Below are 16,866 nucleotides of genomic sequence, written 5' to 3' on the forward strand. Positions count from 1 at the left end.
ACGGCATCGATGAGCGCCGCCACGTGGACATCTTCGGCGTCGCAGTGATAACGCGAGAGAACTGCGGATCACACGGGTGCTATGGGGTGAGCCTGCACTTGTTCGTTTCCAGTATCGCGCACAGCAGAAACCCCCGGTCCTCCGGGGGTTTCGTCGTTTCCGGAACGTGCCGTCCGCCCCGCCGGCGCCGGCGGGGCGTGCATAACCTGGAGGCATGCGGAAGAGCCTTCTCGCGGTATCGGCCGTGCTCGCCTCGGTGGGGATCGCGTTCCTTGTCTGGGGCCAGCTGGTGTCGCAGCGCGCGAGCACGCGCGGCCTGGAGGAAGGGCGCCCTGGCGCACGCCGGACCGTCCTGGTCCTCGGGTACGGAAATCGCTCCTCGCGCGCCAACGCGGTGAACCGCTTCCGAGTGCGTGCGGGGCTGCGCACGCTGCGCTCACAGCACGACGTGGTGATCTTCTCGGGCGGCGCGGTGCGCGGCCCCGAGCCGGAGGCGCAGATCCTCGCCCGCTATGCGGCCGAGCGGGGCTACGCCGGACCTCTGCTCCTCGAAACGGAGAGCCGTTCGACCGAGGAGAACATCCGGAACACGATTCCTCTCCTCGAGGACGCCGACGAGATCGCGATCGTCTCCAACGCGCTGCATGCCGAGCGGGCCCGCGCGCTGCTGCGCGCACGCCGCGCAGACCTGGGCCGTCGGCTCATCCGGGCCGACGACGACCGCTTCGGGGAGATCCCCGTCATCAAGGCTGTCGCGGCGGCCCTCGCCCTCCTCGAGCGGCGGCGAAGCGGTACCGCAGGAGGCGCGAGGAGACGGGACCCGCAGCCGCGCTAGGTTGGACGCTGCACGGATCCGAGGGGACGGGGGAGCGGCATGACGAACGCGGGAGAAAGGTACCGGCACGGGCTGAGCCCGATGCGCGGCCGGGCCAGGCACGAGAAGCACCGCGCGGCGACGCCCCTCGAGGCCCTGTACGACCTCGTGTTCGCCGCATCGTTCGGGGTGGCGGGAGCGCAGCTCGCCTCCGGCATCGCGGCCGGACACGGCGGAGCCGCGGTCGGAGCGTTCGCCTTCGCGATGGCCGCGGTCGTCTGGGCGTGGATCAACTTCTCCTGGTTCGCGTCCGCGTTCGACACGGACGACTGGCTGTTCCGGCTCTTCACGATGGTGCAGATGGCCGGCGTGATCGTGCTCGCGATCGGTCTGCCGCAGATGTTCGAGTCGGTCGAGTCGCACGGCGTCTTCGACAACCGTGTGATGGTGTCGGGATACATCGTGATGCGCGTCGGGCTGCTGGCCCAATGGCTCCGCGCCGCCCGCGACCCCGCGTTCCGACGGCACGCGCTCACGTACGTCGTCTTCATCGCGATCGCTCAGCTCGGCTGGGTCGTCGTGGCCTGGGCGCCGCTGCCGTTCGGCACGGCGATCATCGCGGCAGGGCTGTGCTGGCTCGTCGAGCTGGGCGGGCCTGTCGTCGCGGAGCGCAAGGGCGAAGGGGAGGAGCGCGGCACTCCCTGGCACCCCCATCACATCGCCGAGCGCTACTCGCTGCTGGCGATCATCGCCCTCGGCGAGACGGTGATCGGCACGCTCGCGGCCGCACAGGAGATCGCCGAGACCAAGGGGTGGACGGTCGACACGATCGTGGTCATCGGCGCGGGCATCGCGATGACTTTCGCACTCTGGTGGATCTACACCATGCTCCCGTCCGGTGCGGTCCTGGCTGCGCACCGCGACCGCGCCTTCGTCTGGGGGTACGGGCACGCCCTGGTCTTCGCCAGCATCGCCGCGGTCGGTGCGGGACTGCACCTGATCGGCTACGCCTACGGCGAGCATGCCCTCTCCACCGTCACGGTCATCCTGGCGATCGCCGTCCCGGTCATGGTGTTCGTACTGTCGCTCGCGCTGCTGCACCTGTACCTCGTGCGCCGGCGCACTCGGGGCCTGCCCCTGCACCTGCTCGCGGGCGTGCTGCCGGCCGTGGGCATCGTCCTGGCCGCGGCCGGATGGCCGCTGTGGGCGAGCCTGCTGGTCGTGCTGGCCGGCCCGGTGCTGCTGGTCGTGGTGTACGAGGCCGGCGGATGGAGGCACCTCGACGAGGCTCTCGGCGGCTCGCTGGTCGGGTCGCGGGACCGGGCGGCGTAGGATTCTCCTATGGACTTCGCCCGGCAGACGCACGCGACCGTCGTCGCCGTCACCGGCACGCGAACTCTCAGGGCCTGAGCGGGCAGGGCGCCGACGCGTCCGAAGCTGAGCCGAGACCATCGCCAAACTGGAGAACTTCCTTTGTCTGAGAATCCTGTGTCCGCCCCCGAACTGCCGTCCTACCCGTGCGACGGTTTCGCCCTGTACGGCGCGAACGGCCCGTACAGCGACCGCTCCGTCGTCGCGATGCTCGTCAACGGGCAGCAGAAGGATCTCGCCGCCCTCGTGAATGAGGACGACGACGTCCAGCCCATCACCATCGACAGCCCCGAGGGCCTCGCCATCCTGCGGCACTCCACGGCGCACGTGCTCGCGCAGGCCGTGCAGCGGATCAAGCCGCAGGCGAACCTCGGCATCGGCCCGCCCATCACGGACGGCTTCTACTACGACTTCGGCGTGGACACCCCGTTCACCCCGGAGGACGTCAAGGCGATCTCGAAGGAGATGCAGCGGATCCAGCGCGAGGGCCAGCGCTTCGTGCGCCGCGTGGTCACCGACGACGAGGCGCGGGCGGAGCTCGCGGACGAGCCGTTCAAGCTCGAGCTCATCGGGTTGAAGGGCCCCGGCGCCGACAAGACCGAGGGCGCCTCGGTCGAGGTCGGCGAGGGCGAGCTCACGATCTACGACAACGTCGCCAAGGACGGGGAGGTCGTCTGGAAGGACCTCTGCCGCGGCCCGCACCTGCCGAACACCCGCATGATCGGCAACGGCTGGGACCTCACCCGCATCGCGGCGGCCTACTGGCGCGGATCCGAGAAGAACCCGCAGCTGCAGCGCATCTACGGCACGGCCTGGCCGAGCAAGGACGAGCTGCGCGCCTACCAGCAGCGTCTGGAGGAGGCCGCGAAGCGCGACCACCGGCGCCTCGGCAAGGAGCTGGACCTGTTCTCGTTCCCCGACGAGATCGGCTCCGGACTCTCGGTGTGGCACCCGCGCGGCGGCATCATCCGCGGGGAGATGGAGCAGCATGCGCGCCGTCGGCACATCGCCGGCGGGTACAACTACGTGTACACGCCGCACATCTCCAAGGAGGATCTGTTCCTCACGTCCAACCACCTCGTCACCTACCGCGACGGCATGTTCCCGCCGATCCGCATGGACGAGGAGCGCGACGAGGACGGGCACATCACCAAGCAGGGCCAGGACTACTACCTGAAGCCCATGAACTGCCCGATGCACATCCTGATCTACAAGGAGCGTGCGCGCAGCTACCGGGACCTGCCCCTCCGGCTGGCCGAGAACGGCACGGTCTACCGCAACGAGCTCTCCGGCGCCCTGCACGGACTGACCCGCGTGCGCGGCTTCACCCAGGACGACTCGCACCTGTTCGTCACGCCCGACCAGCTGGAGTCGGAGGTCACGAACGTCCTCGAGTTCATCCTGTCGATGCTCCGCGACTTCGGTCTCAGCGACTTCGAGCTCGAGCTCTCGATGCGCGACGACGAGAAGGACAAGTGGATCGGATCCGACGAGTTCTGGGAGTACTCGACGAACGCGCTGCGCAACGTCGCCCTGGCGTCCGGGCTCAAGCTGACCGAGGTCCCCGGTGAGGCGGCCTTCTACGGCCCGAAGATCGACCTCAAGACGACCGACGCGATCGGCCGCGTGTGGCAGCTCTCCACGGTTCAGGTCGACCCGAACCTGCCGGAGCGCTTCGACCTGGAGTTCACGGACAAGGACGGGCAGAAGAAGCGCCCGATCATGATCCACCGCGCCCTGTTCGGCTCGATCGAGCGCTTCTTCGCGATCCTGCTCGAGCACTACGCGGGCGACTTCCCGCTCTGGCTCTCGCCGGTCCAGGTCATGGGGATCCCCGTGGCCGAGGAGTTCGCCGAGTATCTGGACGACGCCGTCGCGGCGTTCCGCGAGGCCGGCATCCGTGCCGACGTCGACCACTCCGACGAGCGCATGCAGAAGAAGATCCGCAACCACACCACCGGCAAGGTGCCGCTGATCCTGATCGCGGGGGAGCAGGACCGGGCCGCGGGCACGGTCTCGTTCCGGTTCCGCGACGGAACGCAGGAGAACGGCGTGCCCCTCGCCGAGGCCGTGGAGCGCGTGCGTCGCGCGGTCGAGAGCCACGCCCTGATCCAGACGGCGGGCGATCTGGCATGACCGACGCCGGGGACGCCGCAGGCGAGGCGCGCCTGGAGGACGCCGCGCATCTGGCCGGCGTCCCCGACGAGTTCCAGCGCCTCTGGGTGCCGCACCGGATGACCTACATCCAGGCGGGCCCGGAGCCGCTGCGCGAGGAGTGCCCGTTCTGCGAGGCGCCCAAGCACCCCGACGAGGAGCGGCTGATCGTGGCGCGCGGTCGCACGGCGTACGTGCTGCTGAACCTGTTCCCGTACAACTCCGGCCATCTGCTCGTGTGCCCGTACCGCCACATCGCGACGTACGACGAGGCGACGGCGGAGGAGGTCGCCGAGATCGGGGCCCTGACGCAGACGGCCATGCGGGTGCTGAAGGCCACGTCGCGCTGCGACGGCTTCAACATCGGGATGAACCAGGGCGCCGTCGCCGGCGCGGGCGTCGATGCGCACCTGCACCAGCACGTGGTTCCGCGCTGGAACAGCGATGCCAACTTCTTCCCGATCATCGCGAAGACGAAGGCTCTGCCGCAGTTGCTCGGCGACGTGCGCAACACCGTCGCCGCGGCCTGGCCCGCCTGATCCTTGCCACGAGCGGTGCACGCGCCTGAGCGGCCCGTGCACCGCGGGGCTCAGCGCACCTGGCGAGCGGTGAACTGCAGCGGCGGGTTCGCGTAGAACTCCTGCGCCGGGATGAGCTGCAGTTCGCGCGCGCCGGAATCGAGCGTGAGGCGCAGCAGCTCGTACACGCTGGACACGGTGCGCTCGAGCGCGACCTTGGCGTCGCCGGTCTCGACGTAGTGCGCCGTGAACAGCGCCGCAGTGACGTCGCCGGATCCGTTCGCCTTCATGGGCAGGTGCGGCGTGGCCACGAGCCACGCGCCCTTGTCGTCGACGGCGAGCATCTCGATCGTGCCCTCCTCCCGATCCGGACGCTCGACGCTCGTGACGAGCACGGTGTTCGGGCCCATGGCGCGCGCGGCGTCGACGGAGGCCAGGGTCGACTCCAGCGTGTCGGGCTCGGTGCCGGTGAGGAAGCCCAGCTCGAACTGGTTGGGGGTGATGATGTCGGCGACCGGGACGACGCGGTCGCGCAGCAGCACGGGGATCGCGGGCGCCACGAAGCAGCCGGACTTCGCGTTGCCCATGACCGGGTCGCACGCGTACACGGCGTTCGGGTTGGCGGCCTTCACACGCGCCACGGCGTCGATGATGACGTCGCCGATGCCCTCTCCGCCCTGGTAGCCGCTGAGCACGGCGTCGATCTCGCCGAGCACGCCGCGCTCCTCGATGCCGGTGACGACCTCGCGCACGTCCTCCGGTGCGATCAGCGGCCCGCGCCACGCCCCGTAGCCCGTGTGGTTGGAGAAGTTCACGGTGTAGACGGGGAGCACCTCGACGCCGATGCGCTGGAGGGGGAAGACCGCCGCGGAGTTGCCGACATGGCCGTACGCGACGGCGGACTGGATCGAGAGCACGGTGAGCATTCCTCGATCCTCTCACCTGCCGCGAGCGGATCCGGCCACTGTCTCCCGAGTGTGAGTCTCCGTTGCAGACAGCGTATGCTCTGTCCTATGACAGAACTTGCACCCGAGCCCACCACCGGCACCGGTCGCGTCAAGCGCGGCCTCGCAGAGATGCTCAAGGGCGGCGTCATCATGGACGTCGTCACCCCGGCGCAGGCGAAGATCGCCGAGGACGCCGGCGCCGTCGCGGTCATGGCCCTGGAGCGGGTGCCCGCAGACATCCGCGCGCAGGGCGGCGTGTCGCGCATGAGCGACCCGGACATGATCGACGGCATCATCTCGGCGGTGTCGATCCCGGTCATGGCGAAGGCGCGCATCGGGCATTTCGTGGAGGCCCAGGTGCTGCAGGAGCTCGGCGTCGACTACATCGACGAGTCCGAGGTGCTCTCGCCGGCCGACTACGTGAACCACATCGACAAGTGGGGCTTCACCGTTCCCTTCGTCTGCGGCGCCACCAACCTCGGCGAGGCGCTGCGTCGCATCACCGAGGGCGCGGCCATGATCCGCTCCAAGGGCGAGGCGGGCACCGGCGACGTCTCCGAGGCGATGAAGCACATCCGCACCATCCGCGGCGAGATCGCCCGCCTGACGTCGCTGTCGAAGGACGAGCTGTACGTCGCGGCGAAGGAGCTGCAGGCGCCGTACGAGCTCGTCGCCGAGGTGGCGGAGAAGGGCGCGCTGCCGGTCGTGATGTTCGTGGCCGGGGGAGTGGCGACGCCCGCCGACGCGGCGATGATGATGCAGCTCGGCGCAGACGGCGTGTTCGTCGGATCCGGGATCTTCAAGTCCGGTGACCCGGCCGCCCGCGCCGCGGCGATCGTGAAGGCGACCGCCGCCTACGACGACCCCGCGGTGATCGCGCAGGTCTCGCGCGGCCTCGGCGAGGCCATGGTCGGCATCAACGTCTCCGACCTGCCCGCACCGCACCGTCTCGCGGAGCGCGGCTGGTGACATCGCCTGTGCGGATCGGAGTGCTCGCGCTGCAGGGCGATGTGCGCGAGCACGCGGCGATCCTCACCGCGCTCGGGGCGGAGGCGGTCCTCGTCCGCCGCCCCGAGCAGCTGGCCGACCTGGACGGGCTCGTCATCCCGGGCGGCGAGTCGAGCGTGATCGACAAGCTCTCCCGGATCTTCGGGCTGCGCGAGCCTCTGCGCGCGCTGATCGCCGACGGGCTTCCGGTCTACGGCACCTGCGCCGGGCTGATCCTGCTCGCGGACGAGATCCAGGGTGCGATCGACGGCCAGCTGACCTTCGGCGGCCTCGACGTCACCGTCGCGCGCAACGCGTTCGGCGGGCAGGTCGAGTCGTTCGAGACGACGCTCGCCGTGCAGGGCATCGACGGCGAGGTCGCGGCGACCTTCATCCGCGCACCTCTGATCACCCGCGTGGGCCCACGGGCGAAGGCGATCGCCTCGCTCCCCGACGGCGGCGTCGTGGCGGTGGAGCAGGGCGGTCTGCTCGGCACGAGCTTCCATCCGGAGATGAACGGCGAGACGCGTCTGCACGCCCGGCTGCTGCAGCTCGTCGAGGCACGCCGGTCCGCCGTCGCCGCCTGACCGGCACCGCCGACGCACAACGCAGGAGTTCCGGTCGGAATGCCGTTCCCTGGCGGTTCCGACGACGGGAGACTCCTGCGTTGTGTCCTGGGCAGAGGGCCCGGCAACGACGGGGATGGCTGATTCGTTAGAATGGACGATGCCCTGGCGGGATGAACCCCGGGGCGGATACGAGCGGGAGACATATGTCCGGGCATTCCAAGTGGGCCACGACCAAGCACAAGAAGGCCGTCATCGACGCGCGCCGTGCCAAGTCCTGGGCCAAGCTCATCAAGAACATCGAGGTCGCCGCGAAGCTCGGCGGACCTGACCAGGCGGGCAACCCGACGCTGTTCGACGCCGTGCTCAAGGCGAAGAAGACCTCGGTCCCGAAGGACAACATCGACCGCGCCATCAAGCGCGGCGCCGGCATCGGGGGCGAGTCGGTCGAGTACAGCTCGATCATGTATGAGGGCTATGGCGCCAACGGCGTGGCCCTGATGATCGAGTGCCTGACCGACAACAAGAACCGCGCGGCCGCCGAGGTCCGCACCGCGCTCAGCCGCAACGGCGGGACGCTCGCGGATCCGGGCAGCGTCGCCTACAACTTCACGCGCAAGGGTGTCATCGTCGTCGACGGCGAGAACACCACCGAGGACGACGTCATGATGGCGGCGCTCGAGGCCGGGGCCGAGGAGATCGAGCCGCACGCGCAGGGCTACGAGGTCATCACCGACGCCTCGGATCTGGTCGCGGTGCGCACCGCGCTGCAGGAGGCCGGGATCGAGTACGAGTCGGCCGACGTCGAGTTCGTGCCGAACCTCAAGGTCGAGATCGACGCCGAGGCCGCACGCAAGATCTTCCGTCTCATCGACGCGCTCGAGGACAGCGACGACGTGCAGAACGTCTACGCGAACTTCGACCTCACCGCCGAGGTGCAGGCCGAGCTCGAGAACGACGAGTAAGACCCGCAGGACCACCGCCGATGGCCGCGCCGGAGATCGTCTCGTACGACCCGTCGTGGCCATCGGTCGCTCAGCGGTGGATGCAGCGGATCGCGTCCGACCTGGCAGCGTCAGGCGTCCACGCCCTGGCCGTGGAGCACATCGGATCGACCGCGGTGCCCGGGCTCGCTGCGAAGCCGTACGTCGACATCCAGGTGCTCGTGCCGCGGCTCCCGGACGAGGAGGCGACGACCGCGGCGCTCGCCCCCGCGGGGTTCTCGCGCGCCCGCGGGTCTCGCGCCGACTCGCCGGGCGTGGACTTCGACATCCCGCGCCCGGGATCGGATCCGCAGCACCACGAGAAGCTCCTCTACGTCCAGGAGACGGAGTCCGAGCCGTCCGTGCGCGGCATCATCCTCCACGTACGCCGCGCGGGCTCCTCCTTCGCCGACTTCGTGCTGTCCTTCCGCGACTGGCTGCGCGCGGACCCGGCGGCCGCGGGGGAGTACGAGCGCCTGAAGCGTGCCCTCGCCGAGCAGCACGCGGGCGCGGCCGATTACGACGACTACACCCGCGCCAAGAGTGACTTCATGGATCGGGCCCAGTACGCGATGGGCTGGCCGCGCGCCTGAGCATCCCGGATCCGATCCGCGCATAGCCTGGAGTCATGACGGGAGTGCGACGCGTTCTGGGCATCGATCCCGGCCTCACCCGCTGCGGCGTCGGGGTCGTCGACGTCGATCCGATGCGCCGCGGCACCCTCGTGCACGTCGGCGTGATCCGCACCCCTGTGGACGCGCCGATCGGCGAGCGGCTCGCGGCGGTCGCGGCGGGGATCCGCGCCGTCATCGCCGAGCACGCCCCCGATGCCGTCGCCGTCGAGCGGGTGTTCGCCCAGCAGAACAGCCACACCGTCATGGGCACCGCGCAGGCGAGCGGCGTCGCGCTGCTCGTGGCCGCGGAGCACGGCCTGCCCGCCGCGACCCACACGCCGAGCGAGGTGAAGGCCGCCGTCACCGGATACGGCTCCGCCGACAAGAAGCAGGTGCAGGCGATGATCGCCCGCATCCTGCGTCTGGACGCGCCGCCTCAGCCCGCGGACGCCGCCGACGCGCTCGCGATCGCGCTGTGCCATGCCTGGCGAGGCCCGGGGCTCGGCGCGGCGGGCGCGGACGCCGGGCCGCAGACGCCCGCGCAGCGGGCATGGGCGGACGCGGAGCGTGTCGCTCGAACATACCTACGAGCACGTGCGTAGACTGCTGACATGATCTCCTCCCTGCGCGGCACCGTGCTGTCCACGACCACGGACTCCGTCGTCATCGAGGTCGGGGGAGTCGGCTTCTCCGTCGCGGTCCCCGGTGACGTCGCGCACACGGCGCGAGTCGGCCAGGAGCTGCGCCTGCACACCACGCTCATCGTGCGGGAGGACGCGCTGTCGCTCTACGGCTTCGCGGATGCGGCGGAGCTCGAGGTCTTCGGACACCTCCTGTCGGTGACGGGCGTCGGGCCCAAGTCCGCACTGGGAGTGCTCTCGCACCTGTCCGTGGACCAGATCGCCGCGGCCGTGGCGGCCGACGACGACGCGCCGTTCCGCCGGGTCTCCGGGATCGGTCCGAAGACCGCCAAGCTCATCGTCGTGCAGCTCACCGGCAAGCTGCAGCCGCCGGTGGCTGCGCCCTCGGCGGCCTCGATCCCCGATGAGATCAGTACCCAGCTCATCGCCGCGCTGATCGGCCTGGGGTGGTCCGAGCGGGTTGCGGCCGAGGCGGCGGAGCGCAGCACGGCCGATGCCAGCGCGACCGAGCGCGGATCCGTCGCGCTGCTCCTGCGGCGCACGCTGGCCGCCCTCGGCCCTGCCCAGGGCGGAGGCGCCCGTGGCTGAGTTCCGCGACTCGGGCGAGGTCGTCGACGCGGCCGAGCTCGCGATCGAGGGCGCGCTGCGCCCGTCGAGCCTGGACGAGTTCGTGGGACAGCACAAGGTCCGCGGGCAGATGAAGCTGCTGCTGGACGCCGCCAGGATCCAGGATCGGCCCGCCGACCACATCCTGCTCTCCGGCCCGCCCGGACTGGGCAAGACCACCCTGGCGATGATCGTGGCGCACGAGAGCGGACGCCCCCTGCGCATGTCGAGCGGCCCCGCGATCCAGCACGCCGGCGATCTCGCCGCGCTGCTCAGCAGCCTCACGCCCGGCGAGGTGCTGTTCATCGACGAGATCCACCGGATGGCGCGCTCCGCGGAGGAGATGCTCTATCTCGCGATGGAGGACTTCCGGATCGACATCATGGTCGGCAAGGGCGCGGGGGCGACGAGCATCCCGCTCGAGCTCGCGCCGTTCACCCTGGTCGGCGCCACGACGCGTTCGGGGCTGCTGCCCAACCCGCTCCGCGACAGGTTCGGGTTCACCGCGCACCTCGAGTACTACGACCCGGGCGAGCTCGAACGCGTCGTGGAACGCTCGGCGATCGTGCTCGGCGTCGACATCCCTCCGATCGCGCGCGCGGAGATCGCGCGGCGCTCCCGGGGCACCCCGCGCATCGCCAACCGCCTGCTGCGGCGCGTGCGCGACTACGCGCTCGTGCACGGAGCGGGCGCATCGGCCGCCGTCGAGGACGTGCGCGCCGCGCTGGAGCTCTACGACGTCGACCGCATCGGGCTGGACCGCCTGGACCGGGCCGTGCTCGACGCGGTCGTGCGGCGGTTCCGCGGAGGGCCGGTGGGGCTCAGCACGCTCGCCGTCTCCGTCGGCGAGGAGGCCGACACGATCGAGAGCGTCGTGGAGCCGTACCTGGTGCGGATCGGATTCCTCGGCCGTTCGCCGCGCGGCCGGATCGCGATGCCGGAGGCGTATGCGCACCTGGGCATCGCGCACCCCGAGGGGGCCGCGTTGTTCGATGACCTATAATCGCTGGAGACTTTCACCGTCCCCCTCTTTCCGCACGCCGCTGGTGGCGTGAACGCCCGAAAGGCTCTCTTCTCGCATGAATATCGCGACCTTCTTCTCGCAGTACGGCCTGTTCTTCGTCCTGGCCATCCTGCTCGTCTTCATGGTTCTCTCGACCCGCCGTCGCAACAAGCGGATGAAGGAGGAGCAGGAGAAGAAGGCCAAGGAGACCGTCCCCGGCGCGAAGGTGCTGCTGCAGGGCGGACTGTACGGAACGATCGTCGAGTTCGACGCCGACAACCTGGATCGCCCCGCGAAGGTGGAGATCGCCCCGGGCGTGGTCATCGAGGTGCACTCGCAGGCGATCCTGCGCATCGTCGACGAGGAGCAGAGCGCTCCGGTCGATGAGACCGCGCACACCCCGCTGGACGAGCAGACGCCACTGGACGAGCGCGCCAAGGACATCACGATCGAGTCGGCCGAGGAGACCCGCGCGCGCCTGGAGCGCGACGCCGACGACAAGAACTGACGAGCGCTCCGCGCTCGACGCACTCCCGACCCCTCAGAAAGCGAAGAACCTTCGTGGCATCGTCTTCTCCCGTCAAGCACGCCTGGCGGGTCCTGCTCGGCCTGCTCATCGCCATCGGCGTGCTGTTCGGACTGAACGCCCTCGGCGTGTACGGCTTCGGCAAGAGCTCCTGGACGCCTCAGCTCGCCCTCGACCTGCAGGGCGGCACGCAGATCATCCTCAGCGCGCAGACGGCCGACGGCAAGGACCCGAACGCCGAGCAGCTCACGCAGGCCTCGCAGATCATCCGTCAGCGCGTGGACGCCTCGGGCGTCGGCGAGTCCGACATCACCACCGAGGGCGGCCGGAACATCGTCGTGCAGATCGCCGGCAAGGCGGACGAGGCGACGCGCAACCGCATCCAGGCGAGCGCGAAGATGGAGCTGCGCTCGGTGCTGGCAGCGACGAGCCCCGCGACGTCCTTCGTGGGCGACGACGGCAAGTCCACGCCGTACCCGACTCCGGCGCCCGGCCTCGCCTCGACACCCTCGCCGTCGCCCACCGACGGCAGTGACATGTCGTGGGTGACGCCGAAGCTGCAGGCGGAGTTCCTCTCCTACGACTGCAAGACCAAGCGCGACGCCGCGAAGCAGCCCGCCGACCAGCCGCTCATCGCCTGCGACACCAGCGGTCAGGCGAAGTACCTGCTCGGCCCGGTCGAGCTCGACGGGACCTCGATCAAGGACGCCGCCGCCGGTCTCAACCAGCAGAACGGCCAGTGGGAGGTCAACCTCACCTTCGACGGCAAGGGCACCGATGCATTCGGCAAGGTGAGCCAGCGTCTCTACGCGTTCACGCAGCAGAACCAGACGCCGCGCAACCAGTTCGCGTTCGTGCTGGACGGATCGGTCATCTCGGCGCCGTCCATGAACGGCGTCATCCTCGACGGCCGCCCTTCGATCAGCGGTTCGTTCACCCAGGAGACGGCGAAGAGCCTCGCCGACCAGCTCAAGTTCGGTGCCCTGCCGCTGAGCTTCACGGTCCAGAGCTCGGACACGATCTCGGCGACCCTCGGATCTCAGCAGCTGCAGATCGGTCTGCTCGCAGGCCTCATCGGCCTCGGGCTGGTGGCGATCTACTCGCTCCTCAGCTACCGGGCGCTGGGTTTCGTGATCATCGCGTCGATCGCCGTCATGGCGGTCATCACCTATGCACTGATCTGCATCCTCGGCTGGCGCATGGGCTTCCGCCTGTCGCTGGCCGGCGTCGCGGGCCTGATCGTGTCGATCGGATTCACCGCGGACTCGTTCATCGTGTACTTCGAACGCATCCGAGACGAGCTGCGCGACGGCAAGTCGATCACCGGCGCCGTCGAGGACGGCTGGAGCCGCGCCAAGCGCACGATCTACATCTCGAAGTCGATCAACATCCTGGCTGCGGTCGTGCTGTACATCCTCGCCGACGCGACGGTGAAGGGCTTCGCGTTCACGCTCGGTCTCACGACGATCATCGACGTGCTGATCTTCGTGGTGTTCACGCACCCCGTCATGCAGATCCTGGCGCGCACGCGGTTCTTCGGGAACGGACACCCACTGTCGGGCATGGATCCGGAGGCTCTCGGCGCCGTCTACCGCGGACGCAGCGAATACCGGGAGGTGGTCACCTCGTCCCAAGGCAAGGCCGCGCGCGCCAGCCGCTCCCGCGGTGAGGCGGAGCGCCGTCAGACCATCGCCGAACGAAAGCGGGCGGAGGCACTCGCCGAAGCATCCAAGGGCGCGAGCCGGAACGGGGAGAACGACTGATGCGCTCCATGAACGAGTTCGGCAACGACCTCTACTCCGGCAAGACCTCCTTCCCGTTCGTCGGAAAGCGGCGGATCTGGTTCATCATCGCGATCCTGCTCGTCGTGGGCTCGGCACTTGTGCCGCTGTTCCGCCCGGTGCAGTTCTCGATCGAGTTCACCGGCGGTTCGCAGTTCACGGTCGAGGCGCCCGCGAACCGCGACCAGGGCCTCGCGACGACGGCGGTGCGCTCGGTGCTGCCGAACGTCACCACCAAGGTGACGACGGTCAACAACCGCGACATCCGCGTGCAGACGGCTCAGCTCAAGAGCGAGCAGCAGTCGCACGACGTCGCCGCGGCGCTGGCGAAGGCCTACGGCGTCGCCGAGGACAAGGTGAACACCTCATTCATCGGCCCGAGCTGGGGAGAGGGCGTGACCCGGCAGTCGCTCTGGGGCCTCGCGATCTTCCTCGCTCTGACGTTCCTCATCCTGGCGATCTACTTCCGCACCTGGAAGATGTCGGCGGCCTCGATCCTGGGCCTCCTGGACGTGCTGGTCATCACCATCGGCGTGTACGCGCTGGCGGGCTTCGAGATCTCGCCCGCGGCCGTGATCGGCTTCCTGACGATCCTCGCCTACTCGCTGTACGACACCACGGTCGTGTTCGACAAGATCCGCGAGAACACCACGGAGGAGGGGGCCAAGTCGTCCCGCACCTTCGGGGAGTCGGTCAACCTCGCCGTGAACCAGACGCTGATCCGATCGATCAACACCGCGGTCATCGCCGCGCTCCCGGTCGGCGCAATCCTGTTCATCGGTGCGTTCTGGCTCGGCGCGCAGACGCTGACGGACATCTCGCTGTCGATCTTCGTCGGCATCATCGTCGCCGCCTACTCGACCCTGTTCGTGGCCGCGCCGCTGTACTCGCTGTTCCGCGAGAACGAGCCGGCGATCCGCGAGCACGACAAGCGGGTCCTGGCGGCGCGCGACCGCGCGACCCTCAGCGCCGTCGAGGTCTGATGTCGCGGACGATCGGCGGACCCCGGGTCTCCGACGTGCGACGGAGCCTGCCCTCCTGGGCACTTGTAGGATGATCTGCCTGGAGGTCGGATGAGCGAGGTCGGGACGACGCCGGGAGCGCCGGCGCAGGGTTCGAGTCTGCGACGGCTCGTGCCCCGCATCTTCTCGCGCGCGCCGCGGATCAACGATCTCGACAACCTCATCCGCACGGTGCGGCAGAACCATCCGCGCGGCGATCTCGCGATCATCGAGCGCGCCTATGCCGTCGCCGCGGAGAAGCACCAGGGGCAGAAGCGCCAGAGCGGCGAGCCGTACATCACGCACCCGCTGGCGGTGGCGCAGATCCTGGCCGACCTCGGTCTCGGTCCCCGCGCCATCGCGGCGGCCCTGCTGCACGACACGGTCGAGGACACGGGATACGCGCTCACCGAGCTGACCGCGACGTTCGGCGACGAGGTCGCGATGCTCGTCGACGGCGTCACCAAGCTCGACAAGGTCAAGTACGGCGACAGCGCGCAGGCCGAGACCGTCCGCAAGATGATCGTGGCGATGTCGAAGGACATCCGCGTGCTGATCATCAAGCTCGCCGACCGCCTGCACAACGCGCGCACCTGGGGCTTCGTCCCGCCGGAGAAGGCGGCCAAGAAGGCGACCGAGACGCTGGAGATCTACGCTCCGCTCGCGCATCGCCTCGGAATCCAGGCGATCAAGTCGGAGCTCGAGGACCTCTCGTTCGCCGTGCTGCACCCGAAGATCTACGCGGAGATCGACAGTCTCATCAAGCAGCGCACTCCTCAGCGCGAGAAGTACATCCGCGAGGTCGTCGACGCGGTCGAGAGCGACCTGCGCGACCTGCGCGTGCGCGGCAAGGTCGCCGGTCGCCCCAAGCAGCTCTACTCCGTCTACCAGAAGATGGTGGTCCGGGGTCGTGAGTTCGACGACATCTACGACCTCATCGGGATCCGGGTGCTGGTCAGCACGGTGCGTGACTGCTACGCGGTCCTCGGCGCGATCCACGCGCGCTGGACGCCGCTGCCCGGCCGGTTCAAGGACTACATCGCGACCCCGAAGTTCAACCTCTACCAGTCGCTGCACACGACGGTGATCGGCCCCGGCGGGCGCACGGTGGAGATCCAGATCCGCACGCACGAGATGCACCAGCAGGCCGAGTTCGGCGTCGCGGCGCACTGGATGTACAAGGAGCGGATGAACGGCGGGGGTAAGGGCTCCACCGCCGATGCCGACATGACGTGGCTGGCGCACATCTCGGACTGGCAGGCGGAGACCGCCGACCCCAGCGAGTTCCTGGACTCACTGCGCTTCGAGATCGGTGCGAAGGAGGTCTACGTCTTCACGCCCAAGGGCCGTGTGATCGGGCTGCCGTCCGGCGCGACGCCGGTCGACTTCGCGTACGCGGTGCACACCGAGATCGGCCACCGCACGATGGGCGCGAAGGTCAACGGGCGCCTCGTGCCCCTGGAGACCGCGCTCAACAGCGGCGACGTGGTCGAGGTCTTCACCTCGAAGAACCCCGACGCCGGTCCCAGCCAGGACTGGCTGACCTTCGTCAAGAGCACCCGCGCGCGGAACAAGATCCGCGGCTGGTTCACGAAGGAGCGCCGCGAAGAGGCGATCGAGCAGGGCAAGGAGGCGATCGCCCGCGCGATGCGCCGGCAGAACCTGCCGCTGCAGCGCCTGATGAGCCAGGAGTCGTTCACCGAGGTCGCCCATCAGCTGCGCTACGAGGACGTCTCCGCGCTGTACGCGGCCGTGGGCGAAGGACACGTCTCCACCCAGTCGGTGCTGGAGAAGGTCACCGCGCTCGTCTCGACGGCCGAGGACACCTCCACCGGGGCGATCGACGTGCCGCCCCACGGGCGCAGCCGGATCCCGCGCGAGGGAGACTCGGGTGTGCTGGTCCGCGGCGCGGCCGACATCCTGGTCAAGCTCGCGAAGTGCTGCACGCCGGTTCCGGGGGACGACATCGTCGGCTTCGTGACGCGGGGGAGCGGCGTCTCCGTGCACCGCTCCGACTGCGTCAACGTGAAGGCTCTCGCGGTCGAGAAGGACCGCATGGTCGACGTCGAGTGGGCGCCCACCACCCGCAGCGTGTTCCTGGTGCAGATCCAGGTCGAGGCGCTGGACCGGTCAGGGCTGCTGTCCGATGTGACGCGGGTGCTCAGCGAGCACCACGTCAACATCCTCTCCGCGACGGTGCAGACCACGAACGACCGTCTGGCGTTGAGCCGCTTCGTCTTCGAGATGGGCGACACCGTGCATCTCGATCGGGTGCTGAACGCCGTGCGACGGATCGACGCCGTCTACGACGTGTACCGGGTCACCTCGTCCTGAGAGCGGAGCCTGGCGCCTCG

At 69.4% G+C, this 16,866-nt stretch carries 16 protein-coding genes; 15 read left to right on the forward strand and 1 reads right to left on the reverse strand.

Annotated features, from left to right (window positions below; all coding sequences use genetic code 11):
• Positions 1 to 214: 214 nt before the first annotated feature.
• From RL72_RS16435 to RL72_RS16450, 4 genes are all read left to right on the forward strand, one after another.
• Positions 215 to 835: a YdcF family protein gene (locus tag RL72_RS16435; protein ID WP_045251960.1), complete on the forward strand. Its 621-nt coding sequence runs from the start codon at positions 215 to 217 to the stop codon at positions 833 to 835.
• Between the two features lie 39 nt (positions 836 to 874).
• Complete coding sequence (locus tag RL72_RS16440; protein ID WP_220387404.1) at positions 875 to 2,146, forward strand: low temperature requirement protein A; 1,272 nt, start codon at positions 875 to 877, stop codon at positions 2,144 to 2,146.
• Between the two features lie 246 nt (positions 2,147 to 2,392).
• Complete coding sequence (gene thrS, locus RL72_RS16445) at positions 2,393 to 4,321, forward strand: threonine--tRNA ligase (protein ID WP_052674486.1); 1,929 nt, start codon at positions 2,393 to 2,395, stop codon at positions 4,319 to 4,321.
• Entirely contained in the window at positions 4,318 to 4,878 is a 561-nt protein-coding gene (locus tag RL72_RS16450; RefSeq protein WP_045251962.1) for an HIT family protein, read from the forward strand. Before thrS ends, RL72_RS16450 begins: the two co-directional genes overlap by 4 nt.
• A 50-nt stretch (positions 4,879 to 4,928) precedes the next feature.
• Here the strand turns inward: RL72_RS16450 and pdxY are convergent, their stop codons facing one another.
• The gene (gene pdxY, locus RL72_RS16455) at positions 4,929 to 5,783 is read right to left on the reverse strand and encodes a pyridoxal kinase PdxY (protein ID WP_045251963.1); all 855 of its coding nucleotides are present in this window, start codon (positions 5,781 to 5,783) and stop codon (positions 4,929 to 4,931) included.
• Positions 5,784 to 5,870: 87 nt separating this feature from the next.
• Between pdxY and pdxS the strand changes: the two genes are divergently transcribed.
• From pdxS to RL72_RS16510, 11 genes are all read left to right on the forward strand, one after another.
• Complete coding sequence (pdxS, locus tag RL72_RS16460; RefSeq protein ID WP_045251964.1) at positions 5,871 to 6,773, forward strand: pyridoxal 5'-phosphate synthase lyase subunit PdxS; 903 nt, start codon at positions 5,871 to 5,873, stop codon at positions 6,771 to 6,773.
• Positions 6,770 to 7,378 carry a pyridoxal 5'-phosphate synthase glutaminase subunit PdxT gene (pdxT, locus tag RL72_RS16465; protein ID WP_045251965.1) on the forward strand — a complete coding sequence of 203 codons (609 nt, stop codon included), beginning with the start codon at positions 6,770 to 6,772 and terminating at the stop codon, positions 7,376 to 7,378. Before pdxS ends, pdxT begins: the two co-directional genes overlap by 4 nt.
• Positions 7,379 to 7,563: 185 nt before the next feature.
• Entirely contained in the window at positions 7,564 to 8,322 is a 759-nt protein-coding gene (locus tag RL72_RS16470; protein ID WP_045251966.1) for a YebC/PmpR family DNA-binding transcriptional regulator, read from the forward strand.
• Positions 8,323 to 8,342: 20 nt separating this feature from the next.
• Positions 8,343 to 8,933, forward strand: a complete 591-nt coding sequence (locus RL72_RS16475) for a GrpB family protein (RefSeq protein WP_052674467.1) — start codon at positions 8,343 to 8,345, stop codon at positions 8,931 to 8,933.
• Positions 8,934 to 8,968: 35 nt separating this feature from the next.
• Positions 8,969 to 9,556 carry a crossover junction endodeoxyribonuclease RuvC gene (gene ruvC, locus RL72_RS16480; protein ID WP_045251967.1) on the forward strand — a complete coding sequence of 196 codons (588 nt, stop codon included), beginning with the start codon at positions 8,969 to 8,971 and terminating at the stop codon, positions 9,554 to 9,556.
• A gap of 9 nt (positions 9,557 to 9,565) precedes the next feature.
• Positions 9,566 to 10,183, forward strand: coding sequence for a Holliday junction branch migration protein RuvA (ruvA, locus tag RL72_RS16485; RefSeq protein WP_045251968.1), 618 nt, complete (start codon positions 9,566 to 9,568; stop codon positions 10,181 to 10,183).
• Positions 10,176 to 11,204, forward strand: coding sequence for a Holliday junction branch migration DNA helicase RuvB (ruvB, locus tag RL72_RS16490; RefSeq protein WP_045251969.1), 1,029 nt, complete (start codon positions 10,176 to 10,178; stop codon positions 11,202 to 11,204). Before ruvA ends, ruvB begins: the two co-directional genes overlap by 8 nt.
• A gap of 76 nt (positions 11,205 to 11,280) precedes the next feature.
• Entirely contained in the window at positions 11,281 to 11,712 is a 432-nt protein-coding gene (locus RL72_RS16495; RefSeq protein ID WP_045251970.1) for a preprotein translocase subunit YajC, read from the forward strand.
• A 53-nt stretch (positions 11,713 to 11,765) separates the two neighbouring features.
• Positions 11,766 to 13,493, forward strand: a complete 1,728-nt coding sequence (gene secD, locus RL72_RS16500) for a protein translocase subunit SecD (RefSeq protein WP_045251971.1) — start codon at positions 11,766 to 11,768, stop codon at positions 13,491 to 13,493.
• A complete protein-coding gene (gene secF / locus RL72_RS16505; protein ID WP_045251972.1) occupies positions 13,493 to 14,494 on the forward strand; it encodes a protein translocase subunit SecF in 1,002 nt (333 codons plus the stop codon). Before secD ends, secF begins: the two co-directional genes overlap by 1 nt.
• Before the next feature lie 90 nt (positions 14,495 to 14,584).
• The gene (locus RL72_RS16510) at positions 14,585 to 16,846 is read left to right on the forward strand and encodes a RelA/SpoT family protein (protein ID WP_045251973.1); all 2,262 of its coding nucleotides are present in this window, start codon (positions 14,585 to 14,587) and stop codon (positions 16,844 to 16,846) included.
• The last annotated feature ends 20 nt before the right edge of the window (positions 16,847 to 16,866 follow it).

It is taken from the genome of Microbacterium azadirachtae, from assembly GCF_000956545.1.
Lineage (GTDB): Bacteria > Actinomycetota > Actinomycetes > Actinomycetales > Microbacteriaceae > Microbacterium > Microbacterium azadirachtae.